This is a genomic window from Citrobacter sp. RHB21-C05 (assembly GCF_013889015.1).
Lineage (GTDB): Bacteria > Pseudomonadota > Gammaproteobacteria > Enterobacterales > Enterobacteriaceae > Citrobacter_A > Citrobacter_A sedlakii.
Genome location: NZ_CP057611.1, coordinates 1,481,878 through 1,504,001, shown reverse-complemented (window position 1 = coordinate 1,504,001; position 22,124 = coordinate 1,481,878). Strand labels below are relative to the sequence as shown.

At 55.0% G+C, this 22,124-nt stretch carries 15 protein-coding genes; 8 read left to right on the top strand and 7 right to left on the bottom strand.

What is annotated here, in order from left to right; genetic code table 11:
- Positions 1-194: 194 nt before the first annotated feature.
- A complete protein-coding gene (locus HVX72_RS07180; protein WP_060570140.1) occupies positions 195-1,439 on the top strand; it encodes a SulP family inorganic anion transporter in 1,245 nt (414 codons plus the stop codon).
- Here HVX72_RS07180 and mgtE read toward each other — a convergent pair.
- The 6 genes from mgtE to HVX72_RS07150 form a co-directional block, all read right to left on the bottom strand.
- The gene (gene mgtE, locus HVX72_RS07175; RefSeq protein ID WP_042290555.1) at positions 1,402-2,838 is read right to left on the bottom strand and encodes a magnesium transporter; all 1,437 of its coding nucleotides are present in this window, start codon (positions 2,836-2,838) and stop codon (positions 1,402-1,404) included. The genes HVX72_RS07180 and mgtE overlap by 38 nt on opposite strands.
- A 151-nt stretch (positions 2,839-2,989) precedes the next feature.
- Positions 2,990-4,633 carry a multidrug ABC transporter permease/ATP-binding protein gene (locus HVX72_RS07170; protein ID WP_181822856.1) on the bottom strand — a complete coding sequence of 548 codons (1,644 nt, stop codon included), beginning with the start codon at positions 4,631-4,633 and terminating at the stop codon, positions 2,990-2,992.
- A 75-nt stretch (positions 4,634-4,708) separates the two neighbouring features.
- Complete coding sequence (gene alkB / locus HVX72_RS07165) at positions 4,709-5,359, bottom strand: DNA oxidative demethylase AlkB (RefSeq protein WP_181822855.1); 651 nt, start codon at positions 5,357-5,359, stop codon at positions 4,709-4,711.
- The gene (gene ada / locus HVX72_RS07160) at positions 5,359-6,423 is read right to left on the bottom strand and encodes a bifunctional DNA-binding transcriptional regulator/O6-methylguanine-DNA methyltransferase Ada (RefSeq protein ID WP_060570138.1); all 1,065 of its coding nucleotides are present in this window, start codon (positions 6,421-6,423) and stop codon (positions 5,359-5,361) included. Before ada ends, alkB begins: the two co-directional genes overlap by 1 nt.
- A 227-nt stretch (positions 6,424-6,650) precedes the next feature.
- Positions 6,651-7,706, bottom strand: coding sequence for an FAD:protein FMN transferase ApbE (apbE, locus tag HVX72_RS07155; protein ID WP_181822854.1), 1,056 nt, complete (start codon positions 7,704-7,706; stop codon positions 6,651-6,653).
- Positions 7,707-7,821: 115 nt separating this feature from the next.
- A complete protein-coding gene (locus HVX72_RS07150) occupies positions 7,822-8,937 on the bottom strand; it encodes a porin OmpC (RefSeq protein ID WP_042290569.1) in 1,116 nt (371 codons plus the stop codon).
- A 742-nt stretch (positions 8,938-9,679) separates the two neighbouring features.
- On the opposite strand from HVX72_RS07150, the gene rcsD reads away from it, so the two are divergent.
- Both rcsD and rcsB read left to right on the top strand, forming a co-directional pair.
- On the top strand, positions 9,680-12,349 hold the full coding sequence (gene rcsD / locus HVX72_RS07145; protein WP_060570136.1) for a phosphotransferase RcsD: 2,670 nt from the start codon (positions 9,680-9,682) through the stop codon (positions 12,347-12,349).
- A gap of 16 nt (positions 12,350-12,365) precedes the next feature.
- Positions 12,366-13,016 carry a response regulator transcription factor RcsB gene (gene rcsB / locus HVX72_RS07140; protein ID WP_042290573.1) on the top strand — a complete coding sequence of 217 codons (651 nt, stop codon included), beginning with the start codon at positions 12,366-12,368 and terminating at the stop codon, positions 13,014-13,016.
- 50 nt (positions 13,017-13,066) lie between these two features.
- Here rcsB and rcsC read toward each other — a convergent pair whose 3' ends face one another.
- Positions 13,067-15,913 (bottom strand): two-component system sensor histidine kinase RcsC, encoded by a 2,847-nt coding sequence (gene rcsC, locus HVX72_RS07135; RefSeq protein WP_181822853.1) that lies wholly within the window; start codon positions 15,911-15,913, stop codon positions 13,067-13,069.
- A 173-nt stretch (positions 15,914-16,086) separates the two neighbouring features.
- Between rcsC and atoS the strand changes: the two genes are divergently transcribed.
- From atoS to HVX72_RS07110, 5 genes are all read left to right on the top strand, one after another.
- Positions 16,087-17,913 (top strand): two-component system sensor histidine kinase AtoS, encoded by a 1,827-nt coding sequence (atoS, locus tag HVX72_RS07130; protein WP_181822852.1) that lies wholly within the window; start codon positions 16,087-16,089, stop codon positions 17,911-17,913.
- Positions 17,910-19,295: an acetoacetate metabolism transcriptional regulator AtoC gene (gene atoC, locus HVX72_RS07125; protein ID WP_181822851.1), complete on the top strand. Its 1,386-nt coding sequence runs from the start codon at positions 17,910-17,912 to the stop codon at positions 19,293-19,295. Before atoS ends, atoC begins: the two co-directional genes overlap by 4 nt.
- A gap of 197 nt (positions 19,296-19,492) precedes the next feature.
- Entirely contained in the window at positions 19,493-20,155 is a 663-nt protein-coding gene (atoD, locus tag HVX72_RS07120) for an acetate CoA-transferase subunit alpha (protein ID WP_181822850.1), read from the top strand.
- Positions 20,155-20,805: a 3-oxoacid CoA-transferase subunit B gene (locus tag HVX72_RS07115; RefSeq protein ID WP_042290586.1), complete on the top strand. Its 651-nt coding sequence runs from the start codon at positions 20,155-20,157 to the stop codon at positions 20,803-20,805. The genes atoD and HVX72_RS07115 overlap by 1 nt, the downstream gene beginning before the upstream one ends.
- Positions 20,802-22,124, top strand: a complete 1,323-nt coding sequence (locus tag HVX72_RS07110; protein ID WP_042290590.1) for a TIGR00366 family protein — start codon at positions 20,802-20,804, stop codon at positions 22,122-22,124. The genes HVX72_RS07115 and HVX72_RS07110 overlap by 4 nt, the downstream gene beginning before the upstream one ends.

Sequence of the window (22,124 nt, the reverse complement as noted above, 5' to 3'; positions counted from 1 at the left end):
ATAAGATTTAAATATTGTTTATAAATTATATTAAGATTTTAAAGATGTTATTAATACGTTGATTTTTTATAAGGATATTCACAAGATTTTCTGGAAACTCGCGCGCCAGGCAGGTACTATGCGACGCTTTGTTTCCATCGCACGGACGCCAGTCGGTCTGCTGTTATCAGGCCATTTCCGACCTGAGAGTATTTATGTCTGTAACCCCTTCTTCTGCCGTCGCGGCAGACAACACCGTCAGCGGTGTCATGCGCTCGCCACGCCTGCTGGCGCGCGAAACGCTGGCGGGCGTGATCACCGCGCTGGCGCTGATCCCCGAAGTGATTTCCTTTTCCGTTATCGCTGGCGTTGATCCGAAAGTCAGCCTGATCGCCTCGGTGGTGCTATGCCTGGCGATGTCGGTACTCGGCGGTCGGCCGGCGATGGTAACCGCCGCCGCGGGCTCCGTGGCGCTGGTAATTGGTCCGATGGTGCATCAGCACGGCGTGGGATACATCCTGCCTGCGGTCATTCTGGCCGGGTTGATTCAAATCCTGTTCGGCGTGACCGGTATGGCGCGTCTGATGCGCTTTATCCCCTCTGCGGTGATGACCGGCTTTGTCAACGCCCTCGGTATTTTAATTTTCTTCGCCCAGGTTCCCCATTTCTGGAGTAAAAGCCCGTTAATCTGGGGATTGTTTGCCCTGACGCTGTTGATCGTGCTGTGGGCGCCGCGGTTTATCAAAAGCGTTCCCGCGCCGCTGATCGCCATTGTGTTATTGACGGTGTTTACGGTGACCACCGGTCAGATCCTGCCGACGGTGGGCGATGAAGGCTCAATGAGCGGCGGACTCCCCGGACTGACGCAACTGCGGGTGCCGCTGAATCTGGATACGCTGACCATTATCTGGCCGTGCGCGCTGAGCATCGCGTTTGTCGGTCTGATGGAGTCGCTGCTGACCGCGAAGCTGGTCGACGACCTGACGGTCACGCCGTCAAACAAAAATCGCGAAAGCGCCGGTCTGGGCATCGCCAATATCTGCGCCGGTTTTTACGGCGGGATCGCAGGCTGCGCGATGATCGGCCAGACCATTGTCAACGTTGAGATGGGGAAAGGACGCAGCCGCGTATCGACTTTCGCCGCGGGTGTGGTGTTGCTTCTGCTGGTTACGGCTCTGAGCGAGGTGATGGCAAAAATCCCCATGTCGGTGCTGGCGGGGATCATGGTGATTGTGGCGGTAAAAACCTTTAGCTGGCACAGCATTCAGCCCAGCACGCTGTCAACTCTGCCCGTCACAGAAACGCTGGTGATGCTGGTCACCGTGGGCGCAACGGTTTCTACCGACAACCTGGCGATTGGCGTGGTTGCCGGTGTGCTGGCGATGGGCCTGTTTCCGCGCGTTATCAGAAGTAAAAAACGCGCTACAGAAGAAACAGCGTCGCCAGCCCAAGAAAAATAAAGAAGCCGCCGGTATCGGTAATCGCGGTAATCATGACGCTCGAGCCGACCGCCGGGTCGCGCCCGAGCCTGACCATCGTCATAGGGATGATGACCCCCATCAGCGCCGCCACCAGCAGGTTGAGCACCATCGCCAGGGTCATCACGCCGCCGAGCGCCATGTCGTCATACAACCACCAGGTGATGCCGCCCATAATCCCGCCCCAGACGAGACCATTCACCAGCGCGACGCCCATTTCACGCAGGATCAAAAAGCTCAGGTTACCGGGCTGAATGTTCTGCAACGCCAGCGCGCGGACGATCATGGTGATGGTCTGATTGCCGGTATTACCGCCTATCCCGGCAACGATAGGCATCAGCGAGGCCAGCGCCACCAGCTGCGAGATGGTATGTTCAAACCCATCGATGACCCGCGAGGCGATGAACGCCGTACAGAGGTTGACAGCCAACCACGCCCAGCGCGTTTTTACCGCTTTCGGCACTGGGGCAAAGACATCTTCCTCGGCGCTCAGCCCCCCCATCCGCCGGAGATCGCTGTCGGTTTCTTCGTACACCACGTCGACGATCTCATCAATGGTTAAGCGCCCCATCAGCTTGCCGGCGGGATCCACCACCGCCGCGCTGACCAGGTTGTCACGTTCAAACGTGCGCGCCGCGTTTTCCGCGATATCTTCCGGCTCAAAGGTCAGGGGATCGTTATCCATGACCTCGCTGACCTGGCGCTGTACGTCGTTGAGTAAAATGCAGGTCAGGGACAACTCCCCAACCAGCGTTTTATCGCGACGGGTGACGAACAGTTTGTCGGTGTTCTCAGGCATCTTGCCCAGCCGACGCAAATAACGCTGCACCGCCTGCAGAGTCACGTCGGGACGCACGGTAATGACCTCGAACTCCATGATCGCGCCGACGCGGTTCTTTTCGTAATGCATCACCTGGCGCACGCGGGCGCGCTCGTCCGCCGGTAATGACGCCAGCAGTCGTCCGGTCAGGTTTCTCGGCAGGTGTTGCACCAGATAGATCTGTTCGTCAATGTCCAGATATTGCAGGGCATCGAGCAGTTCCCTGTCGGTCATTTCGTCGATCAGGTCATCCCAGACGCTTTCCGACGCTTCGAGCAGCACGTAACCGCGCTTTGCCTTATCAACCAGGTGCCACAGCGCGTGGCGTTCCTCTGATGGCAGCGCTTCAAGGGTATCCGCCAAATCCGGCGGCGGCAGATGGGCGACCAGAGCGCCTACCTCAGCAATATCGTCGGCAAGCGTACCGACATCATATTGCTCAGCCAGGGTGAGTTTGCCCAGTAAGGTGGAAACGACCGCTTTGTCGGTCGTGAGAAGCCAGATCAGGCGCGCACGTTCTTCATCGCGCAGCCTTGCGCTGTTTTTGGTTTTTACAGACATTAATCATAAATCCATGATATGAGTTGCCATTAAGCATGGTGCGAGATGATGTAAATAACAATAAACGGCATTAGCGGACGGATAAAAAAACGGCAGACGACAATCCGCTCACCCGATGTGCGCAGGGCCATCGGGCGAACGGTTGTCAGCTTCAGGCGGTACGCGCCACCGCATCACGCGACGCAGCGTCGCGCTCAGCGCCCACCAGCTCGCTCAGTTGACCGTTACGCATTTCCAGCAGGCGGTCGGCGTGTACAAAGTAGTGATCGTCGTGGCTAATGGCGAAAATGGTTTTCCCCATCTCCTGCATCAGCGGCAGCAGCACCTGATAAAATTCGCGGCGAAAGTGCGGGTCCTGGTCAGCCGCCCATTCATCAAGCAGAATGATGTCCCGCTCTTCCGCCAGCGCCAGCAGCAGCGCCACGCGCTTTTTTTGCCCTTTTGACAGTTTAAGATTCAGGATCCGCCCGTCGCGCAATTCCAGCTTGTGCGCCATTTTCAGGTGCGCGAGCCACTTCTCAACCAGCGCCGGATCTGCCGGTTTGCCTTCCGGACCAAGCAGTTGATCAAACAACCAGACGTCGGTAAATACCGCCGAAAACAGCTTACGGTAATCTTCCGGTTTCTCTGCGGATAGTGGCTTGCCGTCGAGCAGAATTTCGCCGGACTGCGGCTGGTACAGCCCCGTCAGCAACATCGCCAGCGTCGACTTGCCGCTGCCGTTACCGCCGATCAAAAACAGCAGTTCGCCGCGATGAAGGGTAAGGTTCACTGGCCCCACGGCAAAGGCGTTGTCCTGATAGTGAAAGGTGACGTCGCGCAGTTCGAGGGTTTTCCAGTCCGCGAACGCCTGCGGGCGGGGAAATTCCGCTCTGAACGGCGCCAGCGCGAATGTGTTCAGCTTGTTAAAGGCCACCTGAGCCGTCAGCAGCGTCGGCAATGCCCCTACCGCCGACAGCAGCGGCGTACGCAGGAACAGCAGCGTCAGCGAATACGTGGCCGCGACGTTGGTATCCGCCCAGCCAAGACTATTCGCCATCCAGAATACCAGGCCAATGGCGCCGAGCATCATAATATTCGACCAGTTCACTGCACTCAGATGGAACGTATCGGCGCGAATAATATGGTGGCGATACTCCCGCGCGTCCGGCACGTACAGATGATTAAAGATCTGTTCGGCCCGCTCGCGGTTAAGGGTCAGCTCCTTGCGCCCTTCCAGCACCGTCTGATAGTCGTTGTACAGCTTATCTTCCGTCTCACGCAGCGTCGCCATATGTCGGTAGACCCGCGCAACAAGCACGAATCCGCCCCAGATGGTGATCGCCATCCAGATTGCGGTCACCAGCAGCATTTTGGTCGACAGCGTTGCCAGATATGCCGCGGACCCCACGGTGAGGATAATCCCCTGTACCAGCTCCGGCAGACGCACAAAAGCGATAGTAATGTTACGGATATCGCTGGTCAGTCCGGCCAGCAACGACGCGCTACCGAGCTGTTCGATGCGCTCGACGTGGGTATCCAGAATACGCTTGATGAACTCACTGCGCAGACGATAGACAAAGTGATGGCCGAGGGTGGTTAACGCCAGCTGCGAACCCAGCGTTACCGCCATCAGCAACAGTAATAAACCGAGGAATTCCGGTAACACCAGGAGCGACGTATCCGCCGTTTCGATCAGCCGCTGATTAATAAAGGCAATCAGCCCGATACCTAACGCGGCGCTGGCGAGGCTGAGCGCCATCACGCCGATAAATGGCCAGCGATACTGCCGCCAGACAAGAAGAAGGAGTTCCATTGAGACTACCCGGACAAGGAATAACTGCCCGCAGTTTAAACATCTCAACGCGATCGGCAATAATAATTCTTATTTTTATTCTTTTTTACCCGCCTGACGAAAGGTGAGATTGTAGCGGCAGTTTCCGGTTAACGGGTGAAGCCCGTCCTTCAGCGGTTGAATGCCATGATAAAACAGCCGCGATTCGCCCCCCCATACCACCACATCACCATGTTCCAGCATGAGGCGTTTCAGCGGATCGCTGCGCTTCAGGCCGCCGAACTGAAAAATGGCAGGCAGGCCCAGCGACACCGAGACAATCGGCGCGCGCAAATCCGGCTCGTCTTTATCCTGATGCAGCGACAGCTTCGCGCCAGGCGCGTAGCGGTTGATCAGGCAGGCGTCCGGCTGGAAATCCGTATAGCCCGCCGCCGTCGCCGCCCGCCGGCAAAGTTCGACAAACGATGCCGGAAAGGGCGGCCAGGCGTGACCAGTGAGTGGATCAACAGGGGAATAGACATAGCCGCGTCGATCGGTGGTCCAGCCCAGTTGTCCGCAGTTGGTCATCGCCACCGACATGGTGTAACCGCCGGGCGTGACCATCTGGCGAAACGGCGAACGGCTGGCCACCGCGTCGATATCCAGCATTAACGTCTGCGCCGCGCTGAAGGCAAAACGGCGCAGGATTGTCGCGCCGGGCGCCAGCGGCTCCTGCCAGGGTTGTGAATCGGCAAACAGATCGAGCATTATGACTCCTTATCTGATGACTCCCGCCGCAGCAGTTGCGCTTTGCGCGTTACCCCCCAGCGATAGCCCGAAAGCGCGCCATCGCCCCGCACCACCCGATGGCAAGGAATGACGATCGCCAGTTTGTTCGCCCCGCAGGCGCTGGCAACGGCGCGTACCGCTTTCGGTTTGCCGAGCGCGGCGGCCAGTTGCTGATAACTGACCGTTTCACCACAAGGAATGGCGCGCAGCGCCTGCCAGACCTGCTGCTGAAAAGCCGTGCCCTGAATATCCAGCGGCAGCGATAGCGGCACATCGCGCCCGTCAATACTGGCGATCACCTGACGCACACGCTGGTGAAACGCCTCATCAGCCGGTTCGCCGCGCGCCGACGGGAACAGCGCGCGCAGTTCGGCGATCAAACCTGCGTCGTCATCACCCAGCAAGATTGCGCAGATCCCGCGTTCGCTTTCCGCCACCAGGCAGCGCCCCAGCGCGCAGTCTGCAAGCGTATAGCGAACCGTCAGCCGTTCACCGCCGCGGCGAAACTGCGTTGCCGTCATCCCCAGCGCCGTATCGGCGTGACGGTAATAGCTGCTACTGTCAGGGAAACCGGCGTCGAGAATCGCCTGCGTGACGCTCTCCCCTTTGCCCAGCGCGTCGCGTAACCGACGCGCGCGCCAGGCCTGCTGCCAGGCTTTCGGCGTCATGCCGGTGGCGGCCTTGAACAGGCGGTGAAAATGGTACGGGCTCATTGCCACTTGCTGTGCCAGCGCCGCCAGCGTGATGGGGTTATCCTGCTCCAGCAACTGGCAGGCGCGGGTGATGTTATCCAGTCGGTGCTGCCGGGGATGGGCTTTATCCGGCTGACAGCGCTTACAGGGACGAAACCCTGCGGATAACGCGGCCTGCGCATCGGGAAAAAAGCGCACGTTTTTACGCAACGCGTGCTTAGCGCTGCAGGATGGCCGACAAAAAATGCCGGTGGTTTGTACCGCAAAGACAAACTGGCCGTCAGCGGCAGCGCTGCGTGCGAGCACAGCCTGCCAGCATTCATCAGGATTGTTCGACAGATTCGGTTTCATACGGGACTCCTTAAATAAGAGCCTAACCTAAGAGACGTCATTGTGGCAGAGTTTCAACACGGACAGCGCGGAAGAACCGGAGCGTACACGGCGTACGGGAGGATTCTGAGCACTGCCGGAGGCAAAATGGCAAATGACATCGTCTATTGGGCCAGGCTCCTGGCATAGTGCCTGCTTAACGACAGTATGTTCGAAACCCCTTTCGCAAAAACCCGCAATCTTGCTGTTTAATTTTGTTCACCGATCAGAAAGGCGGAAAACTGTGGCGACATCCAGGTTTTAAAGTCCTCGCCCTCTTTGGTGATCATGTACACCGCCAGCCCTTCGCGGCGCACGACTTCTTTCGCTTTCTCGGCGCCGAGCACCATCAACCCGGTGTCCCAGCCGTCCGCTTCCAGCGCCGTCGGGGCGATAACCGTGACCGAAACCAGATTATGTTCAATGGGGCGGCCGGTCTGCGGATCGATAACATGCGAAAGCCGCTTACCGTCCACTTCATAATAGTTGCGATAACTGCCGGAGGTGCTGATGCCATGACCATTAATGTCCACCACCGCCTGAACGGCGTTTTCGCGATCGGTCGGTTTCTGGATCGCTACCCGCCACGGACGCCCTTCGGCGTTCATACCGCGACTGTTTAACGCTCCGCCAACGGAAACCAGATAACGCGCGATGCCTTCCTGCTCCATGAGCCGCGCGAGATGATCCGCCGCATAGCCCTCCCCCACCGTGGACAAATCAACATACAGATCCGGCAGATCTTTTTGCAGGTACTGCTGATGCGCCTGATTAATCACCGTCAGGTGCTGGAGTCCCGTTTTCGCCTTCGCCGCATCGATCTGCGCCTGAGTGGGTACCTGCACCGGCTGTTTGTCCGGACCAAATCCCCAGAGATTCACCAGCGGACCAACGGTAATGTCCATCGCCCCGTGGGTTTTGTCGCCAATACGCAGCGAAGTGGTGATGATGTCCGCCATCGCCTCGCTAACTGGCCAGGGCGTGAGGCTTTTGGTGTGGTTAAAGCGCATCAATGCGGAATCATTTTTATACGTCGAGAGAAGCCGATCGTCAGCATCCAGCTGCGCCTGGATCCGGTTACGCAGTTTCTCTGCGCGCGCGGCGTCTATATCAACCACGCTCACACGCCAGAAGGTGCCCATGGTTTTACCTTCAAGCATCACCGGCGCCGATGCGGGAACCTGCGTCGCGTCAGGCGCGCTATCGCACCCGGTAAAAAAAAGCGTGGCGGCAAGGAGGGCCATCCGCGCAAAAGAAATTTCCATTGGTGATTGTCCTTCTGCGAAATTGCGCAAGGTTACACTAAAAACGCCCGACTGTACGCCGCGAAAAGACCATAAAAAAAGGCCCCGCAGGGCCTTTTGTCGTCATGAAATGACCTTAGAACTGGTAAACCAGACCCAGTGCGACGATATCGTCAGTACCGATACCAGCAGCGCGGGTGAAGTCATTGTCGTCCAGCAGGTTGATTTTGTAATCAACATAGGTGGACATGTTTTTGTTGAAGTAGTAAGTCGCGCCCACATCAACGTATTTCAGCAGATCTTCGTCGTCGTAGTTACGGCCGTTAACAGTTCCCAGGTTTTTGCCTTTGGACTGCAGGTAAGCCACGGACGGACGCAGGCCGAAGTCAAACTGATACTGCGCAACCACTTCAAAGTTCTGCGCTTTGTTTGCCCAGCCAATGTCGCCCGCACGCGTTGCGTTGTAAGTCTGGGTGTACTGTGCCGCCAGGTAGATGTTGTTGGCGTCGTATTTCAGGCCGCCAGTGTAGGTTTCAGCGCGATCGCCGTTACCAATGTAAATGCCGTTGTTCTGCTCATCCGTACGTTTGGAGCTGGTTACTGCCGCACCCAGACCGAAGCCTTCGCCCAGATCGTAAGTGACAGAACCGCCAACGCCGTCGCCGTTCTGGCGCAGGGCTTCACGACCATTGTTAGTAATGCCGGTCATACCTTCGCCGGACGGGCTGCCGTTTTTACCCTGGTACTGAACCGCAACGTTCAGGCCATCAACCAGACCGAAAAAGTCAGTGTTACGGTAGGTCGCGAAGCCGTTACCACGTTGCTGCATGAAGTTGTCAGAACCGTAGGTGTCACCGCCGAATTCCGGCAGTACGTCAGTCCAGGAGGTGACGTCATACGCCACGCCGTAGTTACGACCGTAGTCGAAAGAACCCGCATCGCCAAATTTAACCCCAGCGAACGCCACACGAGTCCAGGAGTTGTTTTCGCTTTCAGGCGCGTTACCCTGGATCTGATACTCCCACTGGCCGTAGCCGGTGATCTGATCGTTTACCTGCGTTTCGCCTTTGAAGCCGATACGCATGTAGGTCTGGTCGCCGTCAGCGCTGTTGTCATCGGAGAAATAGTGCAGACCGTCTACTTTACCAAACAGGTCTAATTTGTTGCCGTCTTTATTATAAATTTCAGCCGCATTTGCTGCGCCTGCTACCAGCAGAGCCGGTACCAGGAGGGACAGTACTTTAACTTTCATGTTATTAACCCTCTGTTATATGCCTTTATTTGCTTTTTTATGCCACTGCATACTGATTAACCCTCATTAACCAGTCGGCAAGTTCATTCTCCGCAAAAATGCAGAATAATCCAACACGAATATGATACTAAAACTTTTAAGATGTTTCAGATATCCACATAGATGTTTCAAAACATTAACAAGAAGGAACTTTTTATATCGCTCTGAAAGTCAAGAAATAAGCACGAATGTACAAGAAATAATAAAAACCCTTTAAATACAATAAAATAAAGACAAATAAAACATAGCACTGAATGACAAAACAAAATCGTCACTCACAACTAAAATAATCTCGCTATCATCATTAACTTTATTTATTACCGTCATTCATTTCTGAATGTCTGTTTACCCCTATTTCAACCGGATGCTTCGCATTCGGTTTTTTTTTACTTTTCTTTACACTCTCTTTCTGTTTATGTGCTACCGCATAAAAACAATCACCACTATCAATCATTCCGCTTCGTTTATTTCCTGAATGATATTCATAAACATTTTCTTGTTAATTAGTGCTATTTATCGCACAGCATCGGGTGATATTTGTACGACGCCTGTCGGGTTGTACACGTTTAACGCAAGCCGTTCGTTTCCCGTATATTCCGTGAATAGCGCTGTTCATCCGACGCGACGAGAGTGTGGAAATCTACGGCGTAGCCTTTATACTGCCCTATCACCTTTTGCGTTGCTTTACAGGTCATAACCACGAATGAGTCAGTCTGAAACCACGGCTACATCCCGCTTCTCCCTCCTGCCAGGAAGCATCACCCGCTTCTTTTTATTACTGATCATCGTACTGTTGGTGACGATGGGGGTAATGGTGCAGAGCGCGGTGAACGCATGGCTGAAAGATAAGAGCTATCAGATTGTCGACATTACCCATGCCATCCATAAAAGGGTGGATACCTGGCGGTACGTGACCTGGCAAATCTATGACAACATTGCCGCCTCCACCAGCCCTTCCACTGGCGAAGGATTGCAGGAAACACGGCTGAAGCAGGATGTTTACTATCTCGAGAAACCGCGCCGTAAAACGGAAGCGCTGATCTTTGGCTCGCACGACAGCGCCACGCTGGAAATGACCCAGCGCATTTCGACCTATCTCGACACCCTCTGGGGGGCGGAAACGGTGCCGTGGTCAATGTACTATCTCAATGGTCAGGATAACAGTCTGATCCTCATCTCCACGCTGCCGCTGAAAGATCTCTCCTCCGGATTTAAAGAATCCACTATTGGCAATATCGTCGACTCCCGTCGGGCGGAGATGCTTCAGCAGGCCAACGCGCTGGACGAGCGGGAGAGCTTCTCCTCGCTGCGGCGTCTGGCATGGCAGAACGGGCACTATTTTACCCTGCGTACCACGTTCAACCAGCCGGGACATCTGGCGACCGTGGTCGCGTTTGACCTGCCGATCAACGATCTCATCCCGCCCGGTATGCCGCTGGACAGTTTCCGCCTTGAGCCGGATACCACGCCCGCGACCACGCGAAATAATGAGAAAGAGTCGCCGGACAGCGTCAGCATCAGCTTTAACAGTTCAAAAATTGAAATTTCATCTGCGCTGAATTCAACGGATATGCGCCTAGTCTGGCAGGTGCCGTTCGGTACATTGCTGCTCGACACCCTGCAAAATATTCTGTTGCCGCTGTTGCTGAATATCGGCCTGCTTGCGCTGGCGCTGTTTGGCTATACCACTTTCCGTCATCAGCCGGGACGTTCAACAGAGGTTGCGCCCAACACGGCGGCGAATAATGAGCTGCGGATCCTGCGCGCCATCAATGAAGAGATCGTTTCCCTGCTGCCGCTGGGATTGCTGGTGCACGACCAGGAGGCCAACCGAACGGTGATCAGCAACAAAATTGCCGACCATCTGCTGCCGCATCTGAACCTGCAGAATATCACCAGCATGGCAGAGCAGCATCAGGGGGTGATCCAGGCGACGATCAATAACGAACTGTACGAAATCCGTCTGTTCCGCAGTCAGGTTGCGCCGCGTACCCAAATCTTCATCATCCGCGATCAGGATCGTGAAGTGCTGGTGAATAAAAAACTGAAACAGGCGCAGCGCTTGTATGAAAAAAATCAGCAGGGGCGCATCGCCTTCATGCAAAATATCAGCGATACGCTGAAAGAGCCGGTCAAAACCCTGGCCGACGAGATTGCTCAGGTCGCAGCGCCCGACTCGCAGAAGCTGGCCACTCAGGCTGACGTGCTGGTTCGCATGATTGATGAAATCCAGCTGGCGAACATGCTGGAAAACGATGCCTGGAAAAGTGAACCGACCCGATTCTCGGTGCAGACGCTGATTGATGAAGTGGTGCCGGAAGTCCTGCCGGCAATGAAGCGGAAAGGGCTGCAACTGCTGATCAACAACCGTCTGAACGCTAACGACGAGCGCCATGGCGACCGTAACGCGTTGCGCCGTATATTAATGCTGCTGATGCAGTATGCTGTCACCACCACCCAGATCGGCAAAATCACGCTTGAAGTTGATCAGGATGAATCCGTGGCGGAGCGCTTAACCTTCCGCATCCTGGACACCGGTGAAGGCGTGACGCTGAGCGAAATCGACAATCTGCATTTCCCGTTTATCAGCGAAACGCAGAAAGACCGGTATGGTAAAGCGAATCCCCTCACCTTCTGGTTGTGCGATCAACTGGCGCGCAAGCTGGGCGGACATTTGAATATCAAAGCGCGAGATACGCTGGGTACACGCTATACGGTCCATGTTAAAATGACGCCGTTGGATCAGCATGTAGAAGACGAGGAGCGTCTGCTGGATGATGTCAGCGTAATGATTGACGTGACCTCTAACGAGATTCGCACCATCGTGCTTCGCCAGTTAGAAAACTGGGGAGCCACCTGCATCACGCCGGACGAAAGACTCATAAGTCAAGAATATGATCTCTTTTTAACGGATAATCCGTCTAATCTTACTGCTTCCGGCTTGCTTTTAAGCGATGATGAGTCAGGCGTGCGGAAAATAGGCCCCGGCCAGCTTCGCGTCAACTTTAATATGAGTAATGCTATGCAGGAAGCTGTACTACAACTAATAGAAGAACAGCTGGCGCAGGAAGATATTCCTGAATCCCCCCTGGGCGGCGATGAAAATGCCGAACTTCATGCCAGCGGTTATTACGCGCTATTTGTAGACACAGTACCGGATGATGTTAAGAGGTTGTATACTGAGGCGGCAACCAGCGATTTTGCTGCGCTAGCCCAAACGGCTCACCGCCTGAAAGGCGTGTTTGCCATGCTAAATCTGGTACCCGGCAAGCAGTTATGTGAAACGCTGGAACATCTTATTCGCGAGAAAGATGCTCCAGGAATAGAAAAATACATCAGCGACATTGACGCCTACGTCAAGAGCTTGCTGTAGCAAGGTAGCCTTATACATGAACAATATGAACGTAATTATTGCCGATGACCATCCGATTGTACTGTTCGGTATTCGCAAGTCACTTGAACAAATCGAGTGGGTGAATGTTGTCGGCGAATTTGAAGACTCCACAGCACTGATTAACAATCTGCCAAAACTGGATGCACACGTATTGATTACCGATCTCTCTATGCCGGGCGACAAGTACGGTGATGGGATCACGTTAATCAAATACATCAAGCGTCATTTCCCGAGCCTGTCGATTATTGTTCTTACCATGAACAACAACCCGGCGATTCTGAGCGCGGTACTGGATCTGGATATCGAAGGGATCGTCCTGAAACAGGGCGCGCCGACCGACCTGCCGAAAGCGCTCGCGGCGCTGCAGAAAGGGAAAAAATTTACGCCGGAAAGCGTTTCCCGTTTGCTGGAGAAAATCAGCGCGGGCGGTTATGGAGACAAGCGCCTCTCACCAAAAGAGAGTGAAGTGCTGCGTCTGTTTGCCGAAGGTTTCCTGGTGACCGAAATCGCCAAGAAGCTGAACCGCAGCATTAAAACCATCAGCAGCCAGAAGAAATCAGCGATGATGAAACTGGGCGTCGAGAACGATATCGCACTGCTGAACTACCTGTCTTCTGTGACCCTGAGTCCGGCTGACAAAGAGTAATTCCTTTCCTGTGCAAAATGCCGGATAGCGCTACGCTTATCCGGCATTTTTTATGTCCGCGTTTTGCGCACCCGTTCGGCATAGACCGCAAGGGTTTGTTTCAGCACGTCCAGCGTCACCGGCTTAGACAAACAGCTGTCCATGCCCGATTCCAGGCAGCGCTGCTTCTCTTCCGCCAGCGCGTTCGCCGTCACCCCGACCACCGGCAGCGTCAGGCCAAGCTGACGAATACGTTGGGTCAGACGGTAACCGTCCATATTCGGCATGTTGACGTCGCTCAGCACAATATCAATGTGGTTTTTGCTCAACACATTCAGCGCATCCACACCGTCATTGGCCGTTTTGCACTGATAGCCCAGCGATCCCAACTGATCGGCCAGCAGGCGACGGTTGATCGGATGATCGTCCACCACCAGGATCATCATATCGTCGTTGGCGATCGCCACCTTTTCTGGCGCCGGTAACGAGGCTGTCAGTTCTTCATTGTCCAGCTCAACGCTGTAGATACGGGCCAGCAGCGCGGGCAGTTCATGCGGGGAGGCCACGCTGTGCACCCATTCCCCCGGCGCTCTTTCGAGCGGAATACCAATGTGACGACGGCAGAACATCACCGCCGCTCTTCCCTGCCACGGCTGCTCCAGCGCATCGTCGGTGATCAGCAGGTCGTCGGCAGCGGGCGTCTGACCTTCATAACGGATCACGTCCATCCCGCCGCGCGTCAGGCTGTTCTCAACAAAGTGGCACAGCGAGGCGTTCCGCACCGCCAGCCAGCAGCGCGTGTTGACCAGCCCGTCGAGGCTCTTCTTCGCCGGATACTGCGCGCCGTAGAGCGGAATACGCACCGTAAACTGGCTCCCCATCCCCGGCTCTGAATCCACCGAGATATCGCCGTCCATCATGCTGATCAGCTTTTCACAAATCGCCAGCCCCAGCCCGGTTCCCTGGAAATTGCGCTGCACCCCGGTGCCAACCTGGAAGAACGGGTCGAACAGACGTACGACCTCTTTCGCCGGAATACCAACGCCGGTATCGCGCACCCGAATACTCAGATAGTCATGATCACGCTGCACGTGCAGCACAATGCAGCCGATATCGGTGAACTTAATCGCGTTGCTCAGAAGATTGGAGATAACCTGCTGCAACCGCATTGGATCGCCATTCATCGCTACCGGCACGTCCGGCTCGATAAAGCAATAAAGTCCGAGTTGCTTGCGCACCACCAGCGGCAAATAGTTGGCGGTGATGTGGCTCATCACCTCACGCGGGGAGAACTCTCGCGGCTCGATTTTCAGCTGCTCGGACTCAATCTTCGAGAAGTCGAGAATATCACTGATAATCTTCAACAACAGGCTGGAAGAGTTATTCATCGCCGTCACCAGGCGATCAACCCCTTTCGGCAACGCCTTGGTTTGCAGGAGATCGAGGTTACCAATGATACCGTACAGCGGGGTGCGCAGTTCATGGCTGACGGTTGCGAGGAACATAGACTTCGACTGGCTTGCCTGCTCCGCCGCCTGCGCCATCTCCTGTAAGGACTCTTCCATTTTGACGCGTGCGGAGACGTCCACCAGCACGCATATCGCCACGTTCTCGTTACGATAGCGGGAATGAACGAAGCTGATTTGCAAATTGGTGTTATTGCTGGTCAACACATCGACAAAATTCACCTGCTGTCCGCAGATGATTTGCGTCAGCCGCTGCCGATCCTCATGGGTGAGCATGTTCAGATAGGTGTGCGCCAGCTCGTTACTGAGAATGTTGACGCCGTCGACGGTACGCAGGATACAGATCCCAACCGGTGCCGAAGCCACAATTTTACGGTTGAACTGTTCGTGCTCCTCCAGCCGCTGGGCGTCGCTTTCCGCCGGGATAAAAATTCGCCGCTCATACATTCTGGCGAGGGTAAACAGCGCGGCGCCAACCAAAACGTTCAGCAGAATGGCATTCAGAATTAACATCCGAATCCCCTCCAGCACCAGATCGACCGGTACCGAATAGACGATGCTGAGCGAGGAAAGCGGCAGGTTTTTCTTCAGCACCAGCTCACGAAAACCGGGCGTATAGCCAAACCAGGAGCGTTCCTGCATCCAGCGAGGTTCAGCTTTAATGGTGGTTTCCGGCCCCGTCAGTGAGATGAGCGCATGACCATTTTCATCAAGAATGGTCACGCCCATCGGCAGGCTGCCGGGGGTAAAGAAATTTTCCATCCGGATCGCCTGCTCTACGCCCAGCAGGGCCTGCAGCCGGTTAGCCAGATATACGGGCGTCAGCGCGTAAAAGTAGCCGATACCCGGACGCGGCCCCTGTCCCACCCAGTAAAGGTTATTCCCGGAATCATCCTTCGGCGCGCTGCGGTATTTCATGATCCGTTCATGCAGCGTTTTCAGCGCATTGTCGCGCTCAACCGGCATATCGCGCAGGCCAAAATTCGCCATGCACAGATTATCGCTGCCAATCAGAAACACGCGGTTAAGATCGTACGCCGCAGAGAAGTTATCCCGCCAGTAGCGCATAAACCAGGCCAGCGACTCCAGCGATCCGCGCCAGGCGTTGCCCATCGCCGCGCAGTCCGAGTCGGCAAACAAGGGCTCAAAGGTTGGCACGACGGTTTTATCATCGCGGGTGCGTGAAGAAAGCACCCCGTTCTCCGCCGTCAAACGATTCTCGGCAATGTACTTTAGCTCCTTCATCACGTCCGACGTACGCTGAATATAGCGCTGGGCCTGATCGGAACTGAGATTAAATTCCTGACGAATCTCGGACTCCCGCTGATGCAGCGCGTTGACAATGTAGAACACCGAAGCAAAGGCGATTAACAGCCATATCAACAGCGCCAGCGCTCTGAACAGGTAGCGCGAGATTTTCAGGGTTGTACGAAAGGAAGCCAGGTATTTCAAAGGGGCAAAGCTCCGCCTGAGGCGATAAATAGAGTGTGGTTAAGGTAGCGGTAAAAGTGCGATGTCGCAATCCTCACGCCCCTCTTTGCCGGAATATGATACACCGCTGAGAAACCTTTTGCGCAACTGCGGATAATTGGCGTTTACCTGAAAAGGGTAACAGGGATGCCAGAATGCGTTTTTTAAGGGGTTTCTATCCGCGACGCTTGCGCAATCAAATGATTCTGATGGCTATCCTGATGGTCATCGTGCCGACGCTGTCGATTGGTTATATCGTCGAAACCGAAGGACGTTCAGCGGTCTTAGCGGAAAAAGAGAAAAAATTGTCCGCCGTCGTTCATCTGCTCGACCAGGCGCTGGAAGAACGTTTTTTCCACTTCAGCACATTGCCGCGCGATGCACGCATCCAGGCGCTGAATGCGGAACTTGGCCCGATTACCGAGCGAATCACGCAAGCGTTTCCCGGCATCGGCGCGGGCTATTATCACAAAGCACTGGATGCGATCATTACTTATGCCCCTTCCGCGCTGTATCAGAACAATGTTGGCGTGACCATTTCTGCCGATCATCCCGGTCGTGACGTAATGCGTAGCAACACCCCTGTGGTCTTTTCCGGCCGCCAGGTTCGTGGGGATATTCTCAATTCAATGATCCCTATCCGACGAGACGGCGAAGTTCTGGGTTATATCTGGGCCAATGAGCTCACAGAAGATATCCGACGTCAGGCTTGGAAGATGGACATGCGCATTATTGCGGTACTGGTGGCGGGGCTGCTCTGCAGTCTGCTGCTGATAGTCCTCTTCTCCCGACGTCTCGGCGCCAATATCGACATCATTACCGATGGTCTGTCGACGCTGGCGCATAAAACGCCCACCCAACTTCCTAATCTCCCCGGCGAACTGGGGCAAATTAGCCGCAGCGTTAACGCACTCGCGCAAACGTTACGCGAAACCGAAACGCTCAACGATCTGATTATTGAAAACGCCGCCGACGGAGTCATCGCCATTGATCGTCAGGGGGATGTCACCACAATGAACCCTGCGGCAGAAGCCATTACCGGTTATACACTCAGTGAACTTGTCGGTCGGCCCTATGCGACACTCTTCTCCGACCCGTACTTCGCCAGCCCGGTGCTTGATACTTTGGCGCACGGCACAGAACATCTGGCGCAGGAAGTGAGTTTCCCGGCGCGTGACCGTACCATTGAGCTCAGCGTCACCACCAGTCGCATTCATAATGCCAATGGTGAACTGATTGGCGCGTTAGTGATTTTTTCCGACCTGACCGCCCGCAAAGAGTCCCAGCGCCGCCTTGCACAAACCGAACGGCTGGCCACGCTGGGCGAGTTAATGGCCGGCGTGGCGCATGAGGTCCGTAACCCGCTTACCGCTATTCGTGGTTATGTACAGATTATTCGCCAGCAGCTCACCCTCCCCGTACACCAGGAATATTTGTCCGTTGTGCTAAAAGAGATTGATTCTATTAATAAAGTGATTCAGCAACTTCTCGATTTTTCCCGACCGAGACAAAGCCAGTGGCAGCGGGTTCAGCTCAACACGTTGATTGAAGAGATGTTAATTCTGGTCAAAACCTCCGGTGTACAGGCGCGGATTGCCTTTAATTGTGAACTTAACCGGGAACTGCCCGCCATCATTGCTGACCGTGAACTACTGAAACAGGTCATCCTCAATATTCTCATCAATGCCGTGCAGGCGATTAACGCGCGCGGTGAAATCCGGATTCGTACCTGGCAATACGCCCCTTCGCAGCAGGCACTATCGATTGAAGATAACGGCTGCGGGATTGATATCGCGCTACAGAAAAAAATCTTTGATCCGTTCTTCACCACCAAAGCGTCAGGAACCGGTCTTGGACTTGCGCTTAGCCAGCGCATCATCAATGCCCACCAGGGAGACATTCGCATCAGCAGCATGCCGGGATGCGGCGCGACCTTCACCCTCATTTTACCGATTAATCCGCAGGGAAACTTGTTAGTATGAAAACCCGCTACCGAATCCTTATCGTGGATGATGAAGACAACGTTCGTCGTATGCTCACCACCGCGTTTTCCCTCCAGGGACATGAAACCCACTGCGCCAGTAATGGCGAGAAAGCCTTGCAGCAATTTGCCGACGTGCCGCCGGACGTGGTGTTGATGGATATCCGCATGCCGGAAATGAACGGGCTCGACGCATTAAAGGCGATGCGCGCCCGCCAACCACGTATCCCCGTTATTTTGATGACGGCATATGCCGAAGTCGAAACCGCAGTAGAAGCGCTGCGCAGCGGCGCGTTTGACTATGTCATAAAGCCCTTCGACCTTGATGAACTGCATTTATTAATTCAGCGGGCGCTGCAGCTTCAGGCGATGAGGCAAGAGATTCGACGTCTGCATCAGGCGCTGAGTACCAGCTGGCAATGGGGACATATTCTGACCAACAGTCCGCGAATGATGGATATCTGCAAAGACACCGCCAAAATTGCCATGTCCCAGGCCAATGTGTTGATTAGCGGAGAAAGCGGTACCGGAAAAGAATTGATAGCCCGCGCCATTCACTATAACTCGCGGCGCGCCAACGGTCCGTTTATCAAAATCAACTGTGCCGCGCTGCCAGAGTCACTGCTGGAAAGCGAGTTATTTGGCCATGAGAAAGGGGCTTTTACCGGCGCCCAGTCCCTGCGCCAGGGACTGTTTGAGCGTGCTCATACGGGAACATTGCTTCTGGATGAAATTGGCGAAATGCCGCTAGTGTTGCAGGCAAAATTGTTGCGGATTCTCCAGGAGCGAGAATTCGAACGGGTGGGCGGACATCAGACCATTCAGGTCGATATCCGTATTATTGCCGCCACCAACCGGGACCTTCCGGCAATGGTGAAGGAAGGCGACTTCCGCGAAGATCTCTTTTACCGGCTAAACGTCATCCATTTGCAGTTGCCTCCGCTGCGCGAGCGGCGGGAGGACATTGCGCTGCTTGCCAACCATTTTCTGCAAAAATTCAGTACTGAAAATCAGCGCGACATCATTGAGATTGACCCCACGGCCATGTCGATGCTGACCGCCTGGCCGTGGCCTGGCAATATACGTGAACTCTCAAACGTTATTGAACGCGCAGTGGTGATGAATACTGGAGCGGTAATTTTTGCCGACGATCTGCCCGCCCCGCTACGCCAGCCGGTAAGCAGCATAGCGGAGGTCAAAACCGCGCAGCCCGGCGAACGAAATTTAAAAGAAGAGATTAAGCGCGAAGAGAAGCGGATCATTATGGAAGTCCTTGAACAACAAGACGGTAACCGCACCCGTGCAGCCCTGATGTTAGGCATTAGCCGCCGCGCCCTGATGTATAAACTTCAGGAGTACGGTATCGATCCGACGGATCTTTAGTCCCGGAATTTGCTATGCAGAATTTTGCACAGTGCGCAATTTTCTGCATAGCTTCGTGCCTTACAGCACACGGTGCTTTTGCTATTTTTCTTTTTTATTCAGTCAGTTAATTTCAAAACCCCTCTCCTCGCAACTCTGGCATCCTGTTTGCAATTCCCGCTTCGTACCCAAAATGGAGTATGCAAAAGGGAAACATAATGAAAACAAAACTGATTACCTTACAGGACGCCGCCGAATTCTTTCGTGACGGCATGACCATCATGGTTGGCGGTTTTATGGGGGTTGGCACGCCCCCTCGCCTTATCGACACCCTACTGGAATCCGGCGTCAGGGATTTGACCCTTATCGCCAACGATACCGCTTTTGTCGATACCGGTATCGGCCCTCTGATTGTCAATGGTCGGGTGAAAAAAGTCATTGCCTCGCACATTGGCACTAACCCGGAAACCGGACGGCGAATGATTGCTAAAGAGATGGATGTTCAGTTGGTCCCGCAAGGCACCCTGATTGAACAAATTCGCTGCGGCGGTGCCGGTCTCGGCGGATTCCTGACCCCTACCGGCGTCGGTACGGTTGTCGAAGAGGGCAAACAAAGCCTGACGCTCGACGGTAAGACCTGGCTGCTTGAGCGCCCACTGCGCGCCGATTTAGCGCTGATACGCGCGCATCGGGCCGATCCCCTTGGCAACCTGACCTATCAACTCAGCGCCCGCAATTTTAACCCGCTGATCGCCCTTGCCGCTGACATCACGTTGGTGGAACCCGACGAACTGGTTGCGACAGGCGATCTGCTGCCGGACCACATCGTTACGCCCGGCGCCGTCATTGACTATATCGTCATGCCACAGGAGAGCAAATAATGGATGCGAAACAACGTATTGCGCGCCGTGTGGCGCACGAACTTCGTGATGGCGACATTGTGAACTTAGGTATAGGCCTGCCAACGATGGTCGCCAATTACTTGCCTGCAGATATTCATATCACCCTGCAATCGGAAAATGGATTTCTCGGACTCGGACCGGTGACAACCGCGCATCCGGATCTGGTGAATGCCGGAGGCCAACCTTGCGGAATTTTACCCGGGGCGGCGATGTTCGACAGCGCAATGTCATTCGCGCTAATTCGCGGCGGGCATGTGGATGCCTGCGTGCTTGGCGGCCTTCAGGTTGACGAGCAGGCCAACCTCGCGAACTGGGTGGTGCCGGGCAAAATGGTGCCCGGCATGGGAGGCGCGATGGACCTGGTCACTGGCGCGCGTAAAGTCATTATTGCGATGGAACACTGCGCGAAAGACGGATCGGCGAAAATTCTCCGCCACTGCACGATGCCGCTTACCGCCCAACATGCGGTACATATGCTGGTCACCGAACTGGCGGTATTCCGTTTTACCGATGGCAAAATGTGGTTGTGTGAAATCGCTGAAGACTGCGACCTGCAAACGCTGAGATCGAAAACCGAAGCGCACTTTGACGTGGCCGCCGACTTGTTGATCCAGCGAGGTGATGCATGATTGGCCGTATCTCGCGTTTTATGACGCGCTTCGTCAGTCGCTGGCTTCCCGATCCGCTTATTTTTGCCATGCTGCTGACACTGTTAACGTTCGGCATCGCGCTGTGGCTTACGCCGCAAACGCCGGTCGCCATGGTGCGCTTTTGGGGTGACGGTTTCTGGAATCTGCTGGCGTTCGGCATGCAGATGGCGCTGATTATCGTCACAGGCCACGCGCTGGCCAGCTCGGGTCCGGTGAAAAAGCTGCTGAGGACCGCCGCGTCCGCGGCTAAAACGCCCGCTCAGGGCGTTATGCTGGTGACCTTTTTTGGCTCTGTCGCCTGCGTGATCAACTGGGGCTTCGGCCTGGTGGTAGGCGCCATGTTTGCCAGGGAAGTGGCCCGTCGCGTACCCGGCTCTGACTATCCGCTGCTGATCGCCTGCGCCTATATTGGGTTTCTGACCTGGGGAGGCGGTTTCTCCGGTTCGATGCCCCTGCTGGCGGCGACACCAGGCAATCCGGTCGAACATATTGCCGGGTTAATCCCGGTCAGCGACACCTTGTTCACCGGCTTCAACATCTTCATTACGCTTGGTCTCATTGTGGTCATGCCTTTTATTACTCGCATGATGACGCCGAAACCCTCTGATGTGGTCAGCGTTGACCCAAAACTGCTGATGGAAGAACCTGATTTCCAGAAGACCCTGCCGGCAGATGCGCCACCGTCAGAAAAGCTGGAAGAGAGCCGGATTCTGGCGCTGATCATCGGTGCGCTGGGTATCGCCTATCTTGGGATCTACTTTGCCGAGAAAGGGTTCAACATCACCATTAACACCGTCAATCTCATGTTTATGATTGCCGGTCTGCTACTGCATAAAACACCGATGGCCTACATGCGCGCCATTAGCGCCGCAGCGCGCAGCACCGCCGGGATTCTGGTGCAGTTCCCGTTTTATGCGGGGATCCAGTTGATGATGGAACACTCCGGACTCGGTGGATTGATCACTGAGTTTTTCATCAACGTCGCCAACAAAGACACGTTCCCGATCATGACCTTTTTTAGCTCTGCACTGATCAACTTCGCGGTGCCGTCAGGGGGCGGTCACTGGGTGATCCAGGGTCCGTTTGTCATACCCGCCGCACAAGCACTGGGAGCCGACCTCGGTAAATCGGTCATGGCTATCGCCTATGGCGAGCAGTGGATGAACATGGCGCAACCGTTCTGGGCGCTGCCCGCTCTGGCTATCGCCGGGCTTGGGGTCCGCGACATCATGGGTTACTGCATCACCGCCCTGCTGTTCTCCGGAATCATTTTTGTTATTGGTTTGACGTTGTTCTGA